Source organism: Bacillus cereus group sp. BfR-BA-01349, assembly GCF_022663795.1.
Taxonomy (GTDB): Bacteria; Bacillota; Bacilli; order Bacillales; family Bacillaceae_G; genus Bacillus_A; species Bacillus_A cereus.
Genome location: NZ_JAKUGE010000013.1, coordinates 1 through 17,491 on the forward strand (window position 1 = coordinate 1; position 17,491 = coordinate 17,491).

A 17,491-nucleotide genomic window follows, 5' to 3' on the forward strand; every position below is an offset into this window, starting at 1 on the left:
TAATTCAAAAAATGAAACCCGATAGGGTTTATTTCGCATGCAAATCTTTAAATTCTCTACACCTAGCTTTTAGAAAAAAGAAACAACCTCTCCTATACTTGACGTTGTATGGGCTTAGCTTGATAGCGATGTGTTGTTCCCCCTATGACAATTAAAATAGATGAAACATCTAAAAAGTTTTTGAAAGCTTTTATTCCACCGCCGCCAAGCATAATTGCCGCTATCACTATAATGAAACCTACTATAATGCCCACTGGGCTAGAAATATCAAACTTCCTTTTTCTTCTTTGTGGTCTAGCTAATACTTGATTTTTCTCTCCCATATTTCTGCCCTTTCCTTTCCATTTTTATATAACATTTTTTTATTTTAATAATACGTTTTCACATATAACATGTATTATACGCTTATCATCTGTTTATCGCAATATACTCATAAAATTGACACATTTCATTTCTATATTAGAATTATGGTATGAATAAATGAGGAGGATCACGATGGAACACAACATTTTACAAGTCATTGCATTAGCAGAAAAACTAAAATATGAAATGCGACATAGCTGGCTTTCCAACGGACGTCAAGAAAGTGTTGCCGAACATACATGGCGTATGTCTCTAATGGCCATTTTAGTTGAACCTTATTTGGATCAAAAAGTAAATATTGAGAAATTACTTAAAATGGTTATTATTCACGACCTAGTCGAAGCCGAAGCTGGTGATATCCCTGCATTTGATACAATGAATAGTCACGAATTACAGCTACAAAAACAAAAAACTGAACTAGAAGCTATTTTAAATATTAAACAAACATTAACAGGTTCTCTCGGTGAGGAATTATATGACTTATGGATGGAGTTTGAAGCGAAAGAAACGTACGAAGCAAAAGTTGCTAATGCACTCGATAAACTTGAGGTGAAAATCCAACATAACGAAGCTGATATTGATACGTGGCTACCAATTGAACATAAAATGACATTCCAAGTAGCAAAGCATACAAACTTTGATTCTTTCCTATCTAAATTACAAAAAATTATTGAACAAGATGGAGAAAAGAAGTTAATTGCTGCCGGCATTGATGTTGAGGCATGCAAGCAATAATGAAATAAGACACTCAACAAGAGTGTCTTATTTCATTATTGTTGATATAGCCTGCTTATAAATAAGCTGTTGTTTTCCATCCACTAAGATTAAAACTGTAAATTTATCCACTCCAACAACTTCTCCTACTATTCTAACGCCACTCTTTAAGAAAATTGTAACTGTACCTTTTTCTTCTTTTATTTGTTTATACAATTCTTCCTGTAAATGTTCCAATTACTGTCCTCTCCTTTCTGTGAAACATCTTAATATAAAAAACTATAAATTTTTTATTTATGCACTTTGTCTTTTATGTTCATAAACTTATTAATAAGTATATCTAAATCACGACTAAATAACAAAACTTTATCATGATCCAATCCGTGTCTCGCAACAAGTTGAATTAACTCTTTCTTTTTGTTTTCTATTTTATTTTTTAATTGTCCCATCTCCATCTCTATACTAAAACTCCCTTTTCCCATAATATTACTTGTAAAATTATAGTACATATTCTCTCATAAAAAAATAAGAAAATGGTTTTTTTTACAATTTTTTATTTTTTATGCCTAAATTATGAATTACGTAAAGGTTTATTTACAAATCACTAACATGCAATCCTAATGAATCTACAGGCATTTGTCTAATTATAAATGAGACTGGCTCATTTTCTATACAAAAAACATACTGTATATAGTAGTCCATGAACCATATAGATTAACTTACTAAAAAGGAGGAAAACATATGAGTTATGGTGGAAGTTGCGCTGGTTTCGGCGGTGGATTTGCTTTGCTTATCGTACTATTCATCCTTCTAATCATCATCGGATGTAGCTGTTGGGGTGGCGGCGGATACGGATATTAATATATCCTATCCTTGAAAAATGAACTAAAAACTATAGAAAAACAGCTCAAATATGAGCTGTTTTTTTTCATACTTTCGTATGAATTTATATCCCTCTTATTTGCGATTTCAACTAGCAACATATTGTTTACTATGGAATAAGAAACATTTTTACTAAGGGGGATTACAATGATTAGAGGTCTTTACGAAGCACATTTACCTGTCCGCAACTTAAAAGTATCAATACCTTTTTATGAATCACTAGGGCTAAAATTATATAAAAGAGGAGATAATATTGCTTTCTTTTGGATTAAAGAAAATGAGAGTTGGCTCGGCCTTTGGGAAGGCACAGAATACAAAGTGAATTATCACCCCTCTTTACGACATATCGCCTTTCAAGTAAGTTTACATGATTTAGAAAATGCGATTCATTGGCTAAATCAAAAAGGAATTTCAGCACGAAAAGACTTTGGAATGGAACCAATTGAACCGATTGTTTTTCCGGAATTAGCACATGCAGCCGTATACTTTAACGACCCTGATGGAAATAGTTTAGAATTGATTGCACAATTACCTGTTGGACTTCCCACAGCGGAAAAAGTGTATTTAAGTGAGTGGAAAGAACAAATTCAAACATCGTCATTACATAAGGATTAATCTATTTATGTCAGTTTCTTATTCCACACTTCTTAAAACAAATAAAAACTTCAATAAACTATTTTATGGGCAAACATTAAGTGTACTTGGGGATTGGTTCCATACGGTAGCTTTATTAACATTTGTCTACAGCATAACGGAATCGCCGTTTATGATCGCACTTACTTTTATAAGTAAAAGTTTACCACAGCTTCTTCTTAGTCCATTCATAGGCGGAATTGTAGATCGTTTCTCTAAAAAGAATATTATGATTTTTACCGATATTACACGGGGAATTCTAGTCCTTACATACTTGCTCGCAGGCTATAAAATTGAGATTATTTTCATTGCTAATATATGTTTATCTGTACTTTCTTGTTTATTTGAACCGGCTAAACAAGCAACCCTAAAAAATATCGTACACCAAAATCATTTCGTAACTGCTAACTCTCTTTCTAGTACAATTAATGGTTTTATGTCTATTATGGGGGCTTCTTTGGGCGGAGTAATTGCACAATCTTTACATATTGAGTTCGCTTTTTTAGTAAATAGCCTATCATACTTTATTTCAGCCTATTTTATTTATAACATGAGTATTCCTGCTCATGATACTTGTAACAAGAACAAAGCATTTTTCACTGATATAAAAGGTGGTTATACATACATATTACAAACAAAAATCATTTTAACATTAATTCTTGTCGGCATTTCATGGGGGATTATTGGAGGTGCTTATCAACTACTTCTAACGATCTATGCCGAAAAAATTTTCCATACGAACATTGGGATTTTATATACGGTTCAAGGGGCTGGGTTTATGATAGGAAGCCTTCTCGTTAATCTTTATATATCCCATAATAAAGAAAAAATGAAAAAAGTATTCGGTTGGGCCTACTTATTACAAGGAATTTTCTTTCTCGGATTCATTCTATCCGATCAACTTATTATCGGTATCATTACTTTATTCTGTATGCGCATAGCAGGAGGAATCATCGTTCCACTTGATACGACATTACTTCAAACTTACACACACGAAAATATGATAGGTAAAATTTTTTCATTCCATTATTCCATTTACGGATCTCTTATTCAGTTATCGATGTTTTTTACAGGAGGGCTGTTAGAAATTCTTTCTCCTCAAATGATTGGCTGTTTATTAGCTACATGCTGTATTTTTGTAAGTTTTATATGGCTGTTCTTGTTTTATCGCGGGGATCTCAGTGAATAATTTAATGATAATCAATACATTTTGATCCCATTCATTATTTGTTTCCCCATAATAAAATTGTTTAAAAATACAAGTCAGATTTTTTAGTTAAAGAGCCTTATATGGCAACACTATTTGAGAAAAAACTAGATATTTATGTTAAAATACAAATAAGTTTGTGAAACATTGCACTTAAATAATAGACTTTAACTAGTTAAACTTGATTAAATAGGAGGGCTGTTTTGGGTATCACATTCTTTTTCATATGTATTATATTAGTGGCTTCTATTCTGCAAGCAAGTACAGGTTTTGGCTTTTCCATAATGGCAACCCCTTTCTTACTTATGTTATTTCTACCACAAGAAGCTATACAAATAAACATTATTTTATCTTTAATTATCTCCATTTCACTCATTTGGAAAATAAGAATGGACGTTGATTTTGTTCTACTGAAAAGGTTTATTTTTGGAAGTATAGTTGGTGTTCCTTTTGGCATTTTGATTTTTATTTCCGTTAACATAAACACTTTTAAATTAGCAGTTAGCATCCTACTCTTACTATTAACATTGTTGCTAATATGCAACGTTAAGGTTAGATCAACACAATCTAGAGATTTCATAGTTGGCGGATTATCTGGTCTTTTAACGACAAGTATCGGTATGCCAGGTCCACCCCTGTTACTTTATTTTACAGGAACTAATACTGAAAAAGAGAAGTTAAGAGCAACTACATTAGCTTTTTATCTGTTTATATATTTCATTAGTCTAGTAACTCAAATACTCTTTACTGGCACAAACAAAACCATTTGGGAATCAAGTTTTTATGCCATTCCAATTGTATTTTTAGGTTTGTTTATAGGTCAAATTATTTTTAAATGGCTTAATCAACGGATTTTTAAAATATTTACGTACATTCTTTTAAGTTGTACAGGGGGTTATCTTCTTATTGAAAGTTTGAACTTGTTATAGAAGATGCTTTAGATCGTGCAATAACAGATATGTTCAAACGAAATTATTGCTGTATTTTCCGGCGGGGTATTCCATATCAAAACTTAAATAACTTTATTGACAGTTTACAATTAGCAATAATCTTTCTTTCATAAGGAAAATATTTCAAATCAATTACTAAATAAAACGATAAAAAGCGGCTATTATGCCGCTTTTACTTACTATTGGCATTTCATTCTCATTTTCTATCACTTTTGTAAAAAATTATTAATTTTTATTTCTATGTACATGATAATAAACAAAATACCTAAGTTCAGAAAGAATAAACAACTTTCTGGCCTTAGGTATTTCTCCTTCTCAAAAAGGCAAACCTGCATCACAGGTTTGCCTCTTTACTCACTTCACTTCTTATTTAATCCTTTTTCACTTAAAAACTCTTTCATATGCATTCTTTTTTCTTTAGACATAAACGAACTCATTGATTCCGTCCATGTTACGTTTTTCTTGTTTGATGATCTTTCTTTATAATACGCGTTCATCGTTTCATCATATTCGTTTAGTAATTCATCATATTTTTGTTCATCATATCCATTTTCATGAAGAACTGCTGCTACTGGTAAACGTGGTTTAACTCCATGTTCTTCATCTGGTACACCGACTGTCATTCCGAATACAGGATATACTTTATCCGGTAAATGAAGCAGTTCACTCACTTCTCTCGGATTATTACGAATACCACCAATATAACAAATACCGTATCCTAACGATTCTGCTGCTAGTGCTAAGTTTTGCGCAAAAAGTGAAGCATCTACCGTCGCAACGATAAAGTCTTCTACTCCCTCATGCTTTATCTCTGTACTATGTTTTTCACATGCAATTTCAAGTCGTTTTAAATCTGCACAACAAACAAAAAATGCTGCACAGTCCTTCACATGGCGATTTCCAGATAGCTCTGCTAGTTTAGCCTTTAATTCCTGATCTGTTACATATATAACAGAATACGCCTGTACAAAATGTGATGAAGCTGCATGTTGCGCAGCATGCACCATCTTTTCTACTACATCTTTCGGAATTAATTCTTCTTTGTATTTACGAACTGAAACATGTTGCTCCATCTTATGTATGATCTCATTCATGAAAATCACTCCTTTTTTCTCTTCATAATGAAAAATTAACATATCTTTTTCAATTTTCACAACTTATAAGCACAAAAAGAGCAATTCTTTTTGAATTGCCCTTTTTTAAAACATTTATCGATACGGTAAATGAAATTATACTTATCTTATTACGCCGTTTTCAAAACTTTAATACCTTTTACGATATTCCAAATGAAGTAGTAAATTCCTACAAGAATGAACACTGCATATGTGATAGCCATTCCAATTCCAGCACCGTCAGATTGATTGAAACCTAAACCGTACATGCCTGATACTGCTAGTCCTCCAAATAAGATTGCGTATGGGAAAACATGTGACCAAAATGCTTTTTTCGCGTGATACTTCACTTCATCTTCTGCAACAAAGTACACGATAATTGGTAGTAAAAATGGTGCAAAAAAGATACTAAAGTAACATAACGAAGATAAAATATTATTTCCTTTCATCCGATTCACCTCTAAATAGTTTTTGTTACCTTCATTATGTCAGAAAATCATTCTAGAAACTATCGCTTTACCTTTCACGAACGTGACATATTTGTAAGATTTTCCTCAAACTAAATCCCGCCTAGAATTTCAGACGGGATTATTTTCACTATATTCGATTCATAAACCAATACTGTGTAATTGCTAAATATTCTCGTACATTCGATGGAATGATGATTGGTTTCGGTGTTTTTGCCGGAAGACCTTCTAATTGTAAACCTTGTTTGGCCGCTATTTTTTTCGCTCTAAACATGTGAAAATCGTTTGTTACGATCATACCTTTTTTCATATCGGCTGGAATTAACGGTTTTGAGAATGTAATATTCTCATCTGTACTCGTAGATTTGTCCTCCATTATAATGCGGTCTTCTACGATATTTTGTTTTATTAGTCCTTGTTTCATTGCTAATGCTTCTGAAATGTCTTCACCTTTTCCTTGTCCTCCAGATACGATAGCGATTGTTTTCTCATGTGATTTTAAATATTCAGCTGCTTTATCAATACGATATTGCAATGAATAAGATGGTTTCGTCCCATTTACTTTCGATCCTAGTACAATTATGTAATCAGCATCGTAGGTTGCATTCATATGCCCATGCTTATAAATGTGATATTGTAAAAACCCCGCATACACGGCGCAAATCATTATAACAACTAAAATGCCCTTCATTATTTTCTTCTTTCTCATATTCATATACTCCTATTTTCTTTTACTTCCTTCATGATAATATCCATTTATTTGTTTGTATACAGACAAATTCCAATAAACCCTAATTTATCCTCCGAAAGGTAATATTTATATTACTTTCGGGAATAGTAAGTACAACTTTACACGAAGGAGTGTCTCTATTGCTTCTCTTTTTATGTAACGTGTCGTTCTTTTTCATCTTATTTTTACTATCGCTTAAGTTACTCGGTAAATCCGCGTTAGCGCAACTAACTCCTCATGATTTTGGGGCTATAATTTTTTTATCTTATTTAGCTTTCCAGGCCATACCCGTCTCTGGTGCTTTACAAGCATTTCTCGGTATGGTTGTTATCACATGTTTACATTTACTCCTTACAAAATTAAGCCTATTCAACAAACTAAATCGTTTTATTCTCGGACACCCTATCATTTTAATTAAACATGGTGATATTATTTTTGAGAACTTACAAAAAAGTAGATACCCCATTGCAGAACTGCTTTCTAATCTTCGCGTTGCAGGATATCCAAGTGTTCATGAAATTGAATACGCTATTTTAGAAGCGAACGGCGCTATTAGTATTTTACCAAAAAGAGAACTTGTACCATTATCTCCAAAAGATTTAAACATAGAAGTTAAGTATGCTGGATTACCAATTGCACTTATCGTCGATTCACAAATTCAATATGATAACTTAAAGTTAATACATAAAGATGAAAAATGGTTATATAAAGAATTAAAAGAAAAAGGAATTACAAATATTAAAAACGTTGCCTTTGCTTCTGTTCAAGAAACGGATGGATCTTTTGCGATTAGTTTAAAGGAATAAAAAAATCCCCTTAATTGCTTAAGGGGATTTTTTATCATATCGCTTCTTTCTCTCCTGCCATATTTAATGGAACAGGATGTTTCATACGATTCATCGTAAATACGATAATCGCTGTCATTACTTCTGCAACTGGCATAACGAGCCAAATTCCATTTATACCAAATAATTTCGGCATAATCCATAACAATGGAATAATAAATAGTAATCCTCGGCTCATTATAATAAGTACTGATTTCTTCGTTTGTCGCACTGATTGGAAGTACTCTCCATACACAATGTTATAACCTAAAAATACGTATTGGATAAAGAATAAACTAATACCTGTTAAGGTTAACTCCAATAATTCTGGAGATTGAACATCAAATAAACCAATGATATATTTCCCGAAGAATAATCCGACAATTATCGCAACGCCTCCGAGGACAACAGCAATTTTCACAGCAAACTTCAATCCTTCACGAAGTCTCTCTGATAAATTTGCCCCGTAATGGAAACTAGCAATTGGCTGTAATGCTGCTCCAACACCAAAGAATAATAGTAATGTCATTGCATGAATACTATTCACCATCGCATAGGAAGCTACTCCTACTTCTCCTGCATATTGGACAAATGCGATATTAAAACCAATCGTTACGATTGCAACCGTACTTTCTGCTGTAAAACTTGGGAAACCAATCACCATAATTTGTTTGACAGTATCCCATTCAAAATGAAATTTCGTCCACTTTACAATACTACTTTTTCTAAAGAAATGAGTTAATAATACAAGGAAACCAATCGCTGCCGAAAGAATAGTCGCTGAGGCAGCACCTGTTACGCCCCATCCAAAGATAAAAATAAAGATATAGTCAAACACTATATTTAATACAGCCGTTACAACAAGACCAGCCATTGCTAAATTAGGATTTCCATCATTTCGTATAAATGTACTTAAAATATTTTCTAAAACGTATATCATTCCAAATGTTAATAATACGTGTAAATAGTCTAACGCATATGGTAAAATCACTTCATTTGCACCAAATAAGTATGCTAAATCTTCTATTCTCCATAAGCAAATCGCTGCTAAAATCCCTACGATAACAACTGCTACCGTCATTGATTGAGTAAAAATAGACCTTGCTCTCTCTCGTTTATTTTCACCTAATGCAATGGAATATAACGTTGCCCCGCCCATTCCAATCCATAATGAAATAGAGAAGAAAATCGAAAAGGCTGGAATAGCCACGTTCACTCCTGCTAAACCGTTCGCCCCAACTCCTCTACTAATCATAACCGCATCAATTACAATATTCACTGACATTAATACCATTCCGAGGACGGCTGGTATTAAATAAGAAATAAATAAACTTTTAATTGGTTTTTCTCTTAATTTTTCTGTTGCTTCCATACTCTAACATGCTCCTTTTTTTCAACTCTCTTTTCTCAGTTTAAACCTTAAAGTAACTTGAAGGTCAATAGAGAATTTAAAAAATAGGTAACTTACTTATCGTGTTTCATGCCAATTTGTAATGATACGATTCCTACAACTAATTGCTTTATTTTTTCATGATAGGAATTTGAATTTCTGTTACTTGTTCCTCTGGATTTTCTGTTACAGACCAATCAATTAATGCAATCTCAATTGCATCTCCACTTATTTCGTATCCTTCTTGCTCAATATATTTCATTAGCTTCTTATATGTTTCATCCGTTTCTTCATATGGCCCATGATGATATACACAGGCAAACATACCTTCCTTAATTTCATCTGAACTCTGTACTTCAAAAGGCATGTAATCCAAAAGAATAAAAACACTGCTATATGCTTGAAACTCATTTTGCATTAACCCTTTTTTCGCGACTGTTACACCAATATCTCCAGAAAATAAACTATCATCCATTTGCCTCATATTTTTTTGCAACGAATGGATGTAGTACTCAAACATATCATCCGTCGTATTTGGAGCAACCGCAATTGCTGTAATTTTTCGCGGCGGGATCTCTTTAATTACCATTTGTTCAGCTTTTGCTTTTGTTGCTTCCTTAATTAAATGAATTCTATGCTCCATTTTCGCCAGAGCATACTCAATTTCTCTTTGTTTCTTCAGCATCATCTCTTGTTGTTTTTCCAGTAAATTGAGTGCGTATGCTGGATTTCTTTCATCAATATATTTTTTAATTTCCTTTAATGGAATGTTTAATTGGCGTAAAAACTTAATCGTATCTAATAGTGAAAATTGATCGATTGTGTAATAACGATAATTTGTTTGCGGGTCCACAGTGGACGGATGAAAAATTCCCTTCTCATCATAATAGCGTAAAGTTGATTCCGCTATATTATGCATTTTTGCCATTTCTCCAATTGTAAAGCGTTTGTTTAATAACATCTTTTATTTCCTTCCATTTCTATTTACTTCATTATATGTTCATTTTGTCTTTAAAACAAAAAAAGAATTCCCATACGAGAATTCTTTTTTTACTATTAAACCTCTATTATTATAGGAAGAATCATCGGCTTTCGTTTTGTATTTGTATATATATACTTCCCTAACGCTTCTCTTACCTCCCTTTTCAAAATACCCCAGCTATTCACATTCTCTTTCTTTAAATTATTAATTGTAATAACAGCTAATTTATTTAATTCTCTTAAAAATCCTTCTGAATCACGAACATAGACAAATCCACGAGAAATAATATCAGGACCTGAAATTATTTCTCCATCGACTTTATTAAAAGTAATAACTATAACGAGCATTCCATCTTCTGAAAGTTGTTTACGATCACGTAATAAGGCATTTCCAACATCTCCAATTCCTAATCCATCTACATATATATTTCCTGCCTGTATTCTTCTAGATTGAATTGCCACTTCATTACTTATATCTACAACATCTCCATTACGTACGATAAAGATATTTTCCTTTTCAATACCAATTGATTCTGCTAACAAACTATGGTGATGTAGCATTCTAAACTCTCCATGAATTGGAATAAAATATTTTGGCTTCATTAATGTAAGCATTAACTTCAACTCTTCTTGATATGCATGACCGGATACATGCACTCCAGTAGAACTGCCTGATCCGTAAATCACCTTTGCTCCTAATGCAAATAAATTATCGATAATTCGAGAAACGTTACGTTCATTTCCTGGGATAGGGGTCGCGGCTATAATAACCGTATCTTCTGGTAAAATATCCACTTGTCTATAGTTTCCACTAGCTAAACGCGCTAAAGCTGCCATTGGTTCTCCTTGACTTCCTGTACAAAGTATTGCAACCTGCTTTGGATCTAAACGATTTACCTCATTTGCTTCAATTAACATACCTTCTGGAATATGTAAATAACCTTTCTCTAGAGCAACCTCTACTACATTTACCATACTTCTCCCTAGCAAAGCTAGTTTTCGATTTGTCTTTATACATGCTTCAACTATTTGCTGAACACGATTCACATTAGAAGCAAACGTAGAAATAATTACTTTTCTATTTGCTTTCATAAATATTTCCTCTATCCGTTCTCCTACTGACCTTTCTGATGGAGTAAAACCTGGGCGTTCTGCATTTGTGCTTTCAGATAATAAAGCTAGTACACCTTCACTTCCTATTTTAGCCATTTTATGAATATCAGGATGTTGATTATTTACTGGTGTTAAATCAAATTTAAAATCACCTGTATGTACTACAGTACCTTCTGGTGTATGAAAAACAATACCGAGACAATCCGGGATACTGTGGTTCGTTTTAAAAAAGGTTGCCTTAATAGAACCACAATCAATTTCTGATTCTGAATGAATAACGATTAATTCCGTATCATTTTGAAGATTGTGTTCCTTTAATTTAATTTCAATTAAACCTAACGTTAACTTTGTTGCATAGATTGGTACATTTAGTTGTTTTAAAAAATATGGTATTCCGCCAATATGGTCCTCATGCCCGTGCGTTACTACTAAACCGCGAATTTTTTCTTTATTTTCTTGCAAATATGTGACGTCTGGAATTATTAAATCAATCCCTAATAAACTTTCATCTGGAAATTTAGACCCACAATCAATGACGACAATATCATTTTCATATTGGATAGCATACATATTTTTTCCTATTTCATTTACTCCACCTAAAGCAACAATAGACAAGTTATTTTTTAATGAATTCAAATGATAAAACCTCCTTTTCACATTTATAATTCGTGAAATAGCATTTAGGCTTTATTATTTGTAATGAAAAAGGACTTCATACTATTTTATACATATAAAATTCACACACTACTCTTACACCTATATCTCAATAAGACAGCTTCTTCCTCAAAAAGCTCCCATTTTTTCATTGATTTTTTATAAAATCTATTATATATTAATTACAGGTTCAAATTACGAGTTCAAAAGAACTTGTAATTTGAACCTTTTGTTTAATGGGTTTTACATATTTTCATTAGGCAAATTCCGAGAAATCGTATGATAAAACTAAAAATGATGAGGAGAGGATCAGATGGAATTCGAATTTTTCTTTCAAATTGCACTTATTTTATTAAGTACAAAGCTTGCTGGTGATCTTAGTGTTAGATTAGGTCAACCTTCTGTACTAGGTAAATTAATTGTCGGTATCGTTATCGGTCCAGCTTTATTAGGTTGGATTGAAAATTCAGAGCTTCTAACTCAATTAAGTAATGTCGGGGTTATTCTTCTAATGTTTATGGCTGGACTTGAAACAGACTTAGAAGAATTAAACGCCAATCGTAATTCTTCTTTAGCAGTTGCACTCGGAGGTATTATTCTTCCATTCGTAGGTGGTTACGTTTCTGGCCTTGTTATGGGAATGGAACAAGGAAACGCTGTATTCTTAGGATTACTTCTATGTGCGACAAGTGTTAGTATTTCCGTACAAACACTTCGTGATTTAGGTAAAATGAAAACACGTGAAAGTACGACGATGCTTGGAGCCGCTGTATTTGATGACATTCTTGTTGTTATTTTATTAGCATTCGCAATGAGCTTCTTAGGCACTGATGATGTTAACTTAACAATGATTATCTTGAAGAAAGTAGTATTCTTCGCTTCTATTATTTTAATCGGATGGAAAGGTGTTCCAGCAATTATGCGTTGGTTATCACCACTGCGCGTATCTGAGTCTATCGTGAGCGCAGCTCTTATCATCTGTTTCTCATTCGCATATTTCGGCGAACTATTAGGAATTGCTGGTATTATCGGTGCTTTCGCTGCTGGTATTGCAATTTCTCAAACAAACTACAAACATGAAGTAGAAAAGAAAGTAGAACCAATTGCTTACGCTATGTTCGTTCCAGTATTCTTCGTTAGTATCGGTATGAATATTACATTTGACGGTATTGGCAATCAAATTTGGTTCATCTTAGCATTAACAGTAATCGCTGTATTAACGAAACTAATTGGTTGTGGTGTTGGTGCACGCATGACTGGATTTGATGCTAAGTCTTCTGCAATTATCGGTTCTGGTATGGTTTCTCGTGGTGAAGTTGCACTTATCATCGCAGGAACAGGTCTTTCTTCTGGGCTATTGGCACAAGATTACTTTACAGCAATCGTTATTGTCGTTATTTTAACTACAATGATTACACCACCAATGTTAAAATACACGTTTGGTGCAAAAGATAAAGCAATGAAAGCAAGTAAATAAGTTTACTATAATAAAAGGAGATTGCTATTTTATAAGATAGCAATCTCCTTTTTGTTTTATCTTTAAACAATCTCGTTCTTTTTTAACCATTTTCAAAAATAGTTCGTGCTTCTTCATCATCCATATCATTACTAAATGAATACACCATAATGCCGTAATTATCTATATATTCACCTAGCTTCATTTCCTCCACTTTCTTATAAAAATCGTCCACCTCATAGTGCGGAATATAAGCATCCCAAACCGGCTCATTTATTCTCTTATACGCCGTCACTTCTAAATCATATCCGTCTTCATAATATCCGATGTGATAATGTTTGTTCGAATCATATTTATCCATTAAAAGTCCCCTCTACTAAACAAAAGCGAGCCTTATATTAAAGCTCGCTCCTCTCTCTACTTATTAAATACGTTCCATCGCCGTCTTCAACGTTCCAACAACAAAGGCAATTTCTTCACTTGAAATAATAAGCGGCGGTGCTAATGTTAAGACGTTATTATATCCTGCTGTCGTCATACCGTTTCGTCCTATAATAAGCCCTTTTTCTTTACAAGCATTTACGACACTTGCGATTTTGTCGTTATCAATTGGCTCTTTCGTCTCTTTATCATTTACTAATTCAATTCCAACTAATAGACCTTTTCCTCTAATATCCCCAACAAGCGGATGTTCCCCAATTTCATCTTTTAGTTGCTCTAATAAAAGGGAACCCATTTGTGCAGATCGCTCAATTAAATTTTCATTTTCCATAATCTCTAAATTTTTAAGTGCTAATGCACAAGCTGCTGGATTTCCACCAAATGTATTAATATGGCGGAAAAATTCATATTCTCCTTTACCTTTAAAAGCCTCATATATTTCTTTTTTCACAGCTGTTGCAGATAATGGTAAATATGCGCTCGTAATGCCTTTTGCCATTGTAATAATATCTGGCTTCACATCATAATTCATAAATCCGAATGCTTTTCCTGTACGACCGAAGCCGCAAATCACTTCATCACTTATAAGCAAGGCACCGTGTTTTTGACATGTCTCATGAACAGCTTTCATATAGTCTTGTGGTGGCATTAATATGCCCCCGCCTGTAATAATAGGTTCCATAATAAACGCAGCAATTGTTTCACTTAATTCCCACGTCATAACACGATCGACTTCTTTCACACATTCTACATCATAGATATGCTGCCCTTCAATTTCAGGCATACGGTAACAATCCGGTGGTGTTACGTGTAAAAAGCCTGAAGCAAACGGCTCATATTGATATCTACGCTGCGCTTGTCCCGTCGCTGCCATTGTATTCCCGTGATACCCACGATAACGTGACATAAATTTATAACGATGTGGTTCACCTTTTTGCGCATAGTATTGCCTTGCTATTTTAAAAGCTGTTTCGTTCGCTTCTGAACCACTATTTGAGAAGAAAATAACATACTCTCCCCCAAGCCACTCATTTAACTTTTCAGCAAGCTTTATAGCTGGTTCATGAGATTGTGACATTGGAAAGTATGATAATGTTTGTAATTGCTTATAAGCCGCTTCTGCGAGCTCCGTTCTTCCATATCCACTATTCACACACCAAAGACCACTCATACCATCTAAATATCTTTTTCCTTGTATATCTTCAACCCAGCACCCTTCAGCTTTTGCCCCTACCATTGTACTATTTGGACTAAAGGGACGCATTCCGTGCCAAACATATTGCTCATCTTTTGCTAATAATTCATCAGTTTGCTTCGTTTTCATCATTACTTCCACCTTCCATAACAACTTATTTTTCACAAAAGCTGCGCTGGTGCCATGATGACTTAAATTTCTCCCTGCTATTTTCATTCCACAAAATTAAGACAAATCCTACTTACAAATCAGTAATATTTACAAGAAAATGACAAAAGAAAAAAGAGCTTTTCTTATCTATCGAAAAGCTCCTCTTTTATTTAATGTGAAGACGCATCACTAATACCGTGACCAGTATTAGATTTCACAAGAATTTCATCAAATTTCGCTGCATCTTCTTTCTTACTAGATAAAACAGTTCCTAAATATGCTGCAAGAAATCCGAGCGGAATTGAAATAATTCCTGGTGTCGTATATGGGAATATCGCTTCCCCAACAAAAATAGCTTTTCCAGCTACAGGGTTCCAAACATTCGGACTCAACGCTACGAGAACAATTGCTGATACGAGCCCTACAATCATACCGGAAATAGCACCCGTTGTATTAAAACGCTTCCAATATATTGTAAATAAAATCACTGGTAGATTTGCACTCGCTGCAACTGCAAATGCTAATGATACTAAAAATGCTACGTTTAATGTTTGGGCAAATAATGCAAGTATGATAGATAATATCGCTACCCCAATAGATGCATAACGAGCCATAGATACTTGCTCTTTTTCCGTTGATTTCCCTTTGCGAATAATCTCATTATAAAAATCATGAGCGAATGCTGATGCTGCCGTTAATACGAGACCTGCCACTACAGCCAAAATTGTTGCAAAAGCAATTGCTGATACGAAAGCAAATAAGAAGTCTCCACCTAACGCTTTGGCTAATAAAGGTGCTGCCATATTACCCGCTGGGTTCGCTTTAATAATCGCTTCATTTCCTACAAACGCTGCCGCACCAAATCCTAAGAAAATCGTCATAATATAAAATGCACCAATTAACCATGTCGCATATACGACAGATTGACGTGCAGTTTTTGCATCACGTACTGTAAAAAAGCGGACAAGTATATGTGGTAATCCAGCTGTACCAAGTACTAGTCCTAAATTTAAAGAAAGTGTATCAAGGCCATCCTTATACTTTACACCTGGATTTAAAAATGAATCTTTTAATGGTGTAGCTGTTTTCATTTGGGCAAACATTTCAGTCACGCTGAAGTTGAATTTTGCGAAAACGATAACAGAAATAATAAACGTACCGGCCATAAGTAATACAGCCTTTACAATTTGTACCCAGCTCGTTGCTGTCATACCACCAAAAATAACATACACCGTCATAAGTGTTCCAACGATTAATACAGATGTCGTATATTCAATCCCTAATAATAATTTAATAAGTGCACCCGCGCCAACTAATTGTGCAATCATATAAAAGATAGAAATCGTCATCGTATTAAGAGCTGCAACTCCGCGAACTTTTTTCGCGTCAAAGCGTGCTGCAATCATATCCGCCAAAGTGTACTTTCCTAAATTTCTAAGCGGTTCTGCAACAAGATATAGTACAACTAAATAAGCAACTAAAAAACCGATACTATAAAAGAATCCATCAAACCCAGTTAATGCGATTGCTCCAGCTATACCGAGAAATGAAGCAGCAGACATGTAATCTCCAGCAATGGCCAGACCATTTTGCCAACCAGTTAATCCCCCTCCAGCCGTATAAAATTCACTCGCATTTTTCGTTTTTTTCGATGCAAAATAGGTTATGACGAGCGTACCAAGAACAATAATTAAAAATAGTGCAAATGCAGTAGTATTCAAGTTCAGCCCCTCCCTTTTTGCATATCTTGCAAAATTTTTCGGGAGATTTCATCAAATGATTCTGCTTTTTTACTATAAATCATACATAGTGCCCATGTCATAATAAATTGGGAAAAAGCAAATACCCACGCCCATGTAACGTCTCCAAATGCAGGTGTATTAAGCACCTTTGAATACGATGTTAGAATAGGTAATGCGATAAAAAAACTAAAAAAGAAAATACTCATTGGAATGATAAACTTCTTTTTCGTATTTAATAACAATTGAAATTCTTCCGACTGAACGACCTCTGTATAATTCACCTCATTTTGCAACTTACGTGCTGACGTATCGTCTCGTTTCATTAACCGATCCCCTCTCTTACTTAAAATACACTTCCCCCTTGCATACCTAAAGGCTAAATTTTATAAATATTCAGAAACTTATATTCATTTTAGACAATCCATGCATTCATGCAAAGATTTTTTGATAGACATTTTTCGGCAATTTCCCCTAAATTTTTAATATA

Annotated in this window: 18 protein-coding genes and 2 pseudogenes; 7 read left to right on the plus strand and 13 right to left on the minus strand. The window is 33.9% G+C overall.

Annotated features, from left to right (window positions below; genetic code table 11):
- Nucleotides 1–131: 131 nt before the first annotated feature.
- Nucleotides 132–323: pseudogene (locus MR169_RS09420) on the minus strand (flagellar motor protein MotP); the annotation flags it as partial.
- Between the two features lie 172 nt (nt 324–495).
- Here MR169_RS09420 and MR169_RS09425 point away from each other — a divergent pair.
- A complete protein-coding gene (locus MR169_RS09425; protein WP_016117516.1) occupies nt 496–1,098 on the plus strand; it encodes an HD domain-containing protein in 603 nt (200 codons plus the stop codon).
- A gap of 27 nt (nt 1,099–1,125) precedes the next feature.
- On the opposite strand, the gene hfq is transcribed toward MR169_RS09425, so the two are convergent.
- Complete coding sequence (gene hfq / locus MR169_RS09430; RefSeq protein ID WP_000400665.1) at nt 1,126–1,314, minus strand: RNA chaperone Hfq; 189 nt, start codon at nt 1,312–1,314, stop codon at nt 1,126–1,128.
- 53 nt (nt 1,315–1,367) lie between these two features.
- Nucleotides 1,368–1,586, minus strand: a complete 219-nt coding sequence (locus tag MR169_RS09435; protein ID WP_000291688.1) for an aspartyl-phosphate phosphatase Spo0E family protein — start codon at nt 1,584–1,586, stop codon at nt 1,368–1,370.
- A 232-nt stretch (nt 1,587–1,818) separates the two neighbouring features.
- Here MR169_RS09435 and MR169_RS09440 point away from each other — a divergent pair, with 232 nt between their 5' ends.
- The 4 genes from MR169_RS09440 to MR169_RS09455 all read left to right on the plus strand — a co-directional run bounded on the left by MR169_RS09440 (nt 1,819) and on the right by MR169_RS09455 (nt 4,728).
- Nucleotides 1,819–1,938 (plus strand): YjcZ family sporulation protein, encoded by a 120-nt coding sequence (locus tag MR169_RS09440; protein ID WP_000120179.1) that lies wholly within the window; start codon nt 1,819–1,821, stop codon nt 1,936–1,938.
- 168 nt (nt 1,939–2,106) lie between these two features.
- On the plus strand, nt 2,107–2,574 hold the full coding sequence (locus MR169_RS09445) for a VOC family protein (protein WP_000617953.1): 468 nt from the start codon (nt 2,107–2,109) through the stop codon (nt 2,572–2,574).
- Between the two features lie 7 nt (nt 2,575–2,581).
- Entirely contained in the window at nt 2,582–3,781 is a 1,200-nt protein-coding gene (locus tag MR169_RS09450; RefSeq protein WP_201145171.1) for an MFS transporter, read from the plus strand.
- Nucleotides 3,782–4,002: 221 nt separating this feature from the next.
- On the plus strand, nt 4,003–4,728 hold the full coding sequence (locus tag MR169_RS09455; RefSeq protein WP_000513081.1) for a sulfite exporter TauE/SafE family protein: 726 nt from the start codon (nt 4,003–4,005) through the stop codon (nt 4,726–4,728).
- Between the two features lie 380 nt (nt 4,729–5,108).
- On the opposite strand, the gene nfsA is transcribed toward MR169_RS09455, so the two are convergent.
- The 3 genes from nfsA to MR169_RS09470 form a co-directional block, all read right to left on the minus strand.
- Nucleotides 5,109–5,843 (minus strand): oxygen-insensitive NADPH nitroreductase, encoded by a 735-nt coding sequence (gene nfsA / locus MR169_RS09460; RefSeq protein WP_016117513.1) that lies wholly within the window; start codon nt 5,841–5,843, stop codon nt 5,109–5,111.
- 149 nt (nt 5,844–5,992) lie between these two features.
- Entirely contained in the window at nt 5,993–6,310 is a 318-nt protein-coding gene (locus tag MR169_RS09465; protein WP_000678055.1) for a magnetosome magnetite crystal formation protein family, read from the minus strand.
- A 148-nt stretch (nt 6,311–6,458) separates the two neighbouring features.
- Entirely contained in the window at nt 6,459–7,037 is a 579-nt protein-coding gene (locus MR169_RS09470; RefSeq protein ID WP_001227678.1) for a YdcF family protein, read from the minus strand.
- Nucleotides 7,038–7,198: 161 nt separating this feature from the next.
- Here MR169_RS09470 and MR169_RS09475 point away from each other — a divergent pair, with 161 nt between their 5' ends.
- On the plus strand, nt 7,199–7,864 hold the full coding sequence (locus tag MR169_RS09475; RefSeq protein WP_242319311.1) for a DUF421 domain-containing protein: 666 nt from the start codon (nt 7,199–7,201) through the stop codon (nt 7,862–7,864).
- Nucleotides 7,865–7,898: 34 nt separating this feature from the next.
- On the opposite strand, the gene MR169_RS09480 is transcribed toward MR169_RS09475, so the two are convergent.
- The 3 genes from MR169_RS09480 to MR169_RS09490 form a co-directional block, all read right to left on the minus strand.
- Nucleotides 7,899–9,254: an MATE family efflux transporter gene (locus MR169_RS09480; protein WP_242319312.1), complete on the minus strand. Its 1,356-nt coding sequence runs from the start codon at nt 9,252–9,254 to the stop codon at nt 7,899–7,901.
- Between the two features lie 148 nt (nt 9,255–9,402).
- Nucleotides 9,403–10,233: a MerR family transcriptional regulator gene (locus MR169_RS09485; RefSeq protein ID WP_242319313.1), complete on the minus strand. Its 831-nt coding sequence runs from the start codon at nt 10,231–10,233 to the stop codon at nt 9,403–9,405.
- Between the two features lie 95 nt (nt 10,234–10,328).
- Nucleotides 10,329–12,002, minus strand: coding sequence for a ribonuclease J (locus tag MR169_RS09490; protein ID WP_242319314.1), 1,674 nt, complete (start codon nt 12,000–12,002; stop codon nt 10,329–10,331).
- A 331-nt stretch (nt 12,003–12,333) separates the two neighbouring features.
- Here MR169_RS09490 and MR169_RS09495 point away from each other — a divergent pair, with 331 nt between their 5' ends.
- Complete coding sequence (locus MR169_RS09495) at nt 12,334–13,497, plus strand: cation:proton antiporter (protein ID WP_000393878.1); 1,164 nt, start codon at nt 12,334–12,336, stop codon at nt 13,495–13,497.
- A 62-nt stretch (nt 13,498–13,559) separates the two neighbouring features.
- On the opposite strand, the pseudogene MR169_RS09500 reads toward MR169_RS09495, so the two are convergent.
- From MR169_RS09500 to MR169_RS09515, 4 genes and pseudogenes are all read right to left on the minus strand, one after another.
- Nucleotides 13,560–13,837, minus strand: a pseudogene (locus MR169_RS09500) (DUF3986 family protein).
- A gap of 63 nt (nt 13,838–13,900) precedes the next feature.
- A complete protein-coding gene (locus MR169_RS09505; protein ID WP_242319315.1) occupies nt 13,901–15,241 on the minus strand; it encodes an aspartate aminotransferase family protein in 1,341 nt (446 codons plus the stop codon).
- A gap of 191 nt (nt 15,242–15,432) precedes the next feature.
- Nucleotides 15,433–16,983: a solute symporter family protein gene (locus MR169_RS09510; RefSeq protein WP_001098235.1), complete on the minus strand. Its 1,551-nt coding sequence runs from the start codon at nt 16,981–16,983 to the stop codon at nt 15,433–15,435.
- A 2-nt stretch (nt 16,984–16,985) separates the two neighbouring features.
- On the minus strand, nt 16,986–17,327 hold the full coding sequence (locus MR169_RS09515) for a DUF485 domain-containing protein (RefSeq protein ID WP_000817366.1): 342 nt from the start codon (nt 17,325–17,327) through the stop codon (nt 16,986–16,988).
- Between the last annotated feature and the right edge of the window lie 164 nt (nt 17,328–17,491).

Bases quoted from the DNA above. Each gene is read 5' to 3' on its own strand.
- MR169_RS09425 (WP_016117516.1), top strand. From the start codon at position 496: ATGGAACACAACATTTTACAAGTCATTGCATTAGCAGAAAAACTAAAA.
- MR169_RS09435 (WP_000291688.1), bottom strand. From the start codon at position 1,586: ATGTACTATAATTTTACAAGTAATATTATGGGAAAAGGGAGTTTTAGT.
- MR169_RS09440 (WP_000120179.1), top strand. From the start codon at position 1,819: ATGAGTTATGGTGGAAGTTGCGCTGGTTTCGGCGGTGGATTTGCTTTG.
- MR169_RS09445 (WP_000617953.1), top strand. From the start codon at position 2,107: ATGATTAGAGGTCTTTACGAAGCACATTTACCTGTCCGCAACTTAAAA.
- MR169_RS09450 (WP_201145171.1), top strand. From the start codon at position 2,582: ATGTCAGTTTCTTATTCCACACTTCTTAAAACAAATAAAAACTTCAAT.
- nfsA (WP_016117513.1), bottom strand. From the start codon at position 5,843: ATGAATGAGATCATACATAAGATGGAGCAACATGTTTCAGTTCGTAAA.
- MR169_RS09465 (WP_000678055.1), bottom strand. From the start codon at position 6,310: ATGAAAGGAAATAATATTTTATCTTCGTTATGTTACTTTAGTATCTTT.
- MR169_RS09470 (WP_001227678.1), bottom strand. From the start codon at position 7,037: ATGAGAAAGAAGAAAATAATGAAGGGCATTTTAGTTGTTATAATGATT.
- MR169_RS09480 (WP_242319312.1), bottom strand. From the start codon at position 9,254: ATGGAAGCAACAGAAAAATTAAGAGAAAAACCAATTAAAAGTTTATTT.
- MR169_RS09485 (WP_242319313.1), bottom strand. From the start codon at position 10,233: ATGTTATTAAACAAACGCTTTACAATTGGAGAAATGGCAAAAATGCAT.
- MR169_RS09495 (WP_000393878.1), top strand. From the start codon at position 12,334: ATGGAATTCGAATTTTTCTTTCAAATTGCACTTATTTTATTAAGTACA.
- MR169_RS09505 (WP_242319315.1), bottom strand. From the start codon at position 15,241: ATGAAAACGAAGCAAACTGATGAATTATTAGCAAAAGATGAGCAATAT.
- MR169_RS09515 (WP_000817366.1), bottom strand. From the start codon at position 17,327: ATGAAACGAGACGATACGTCAGCACGTAAGTTGCAAAATGAGGTGAAT.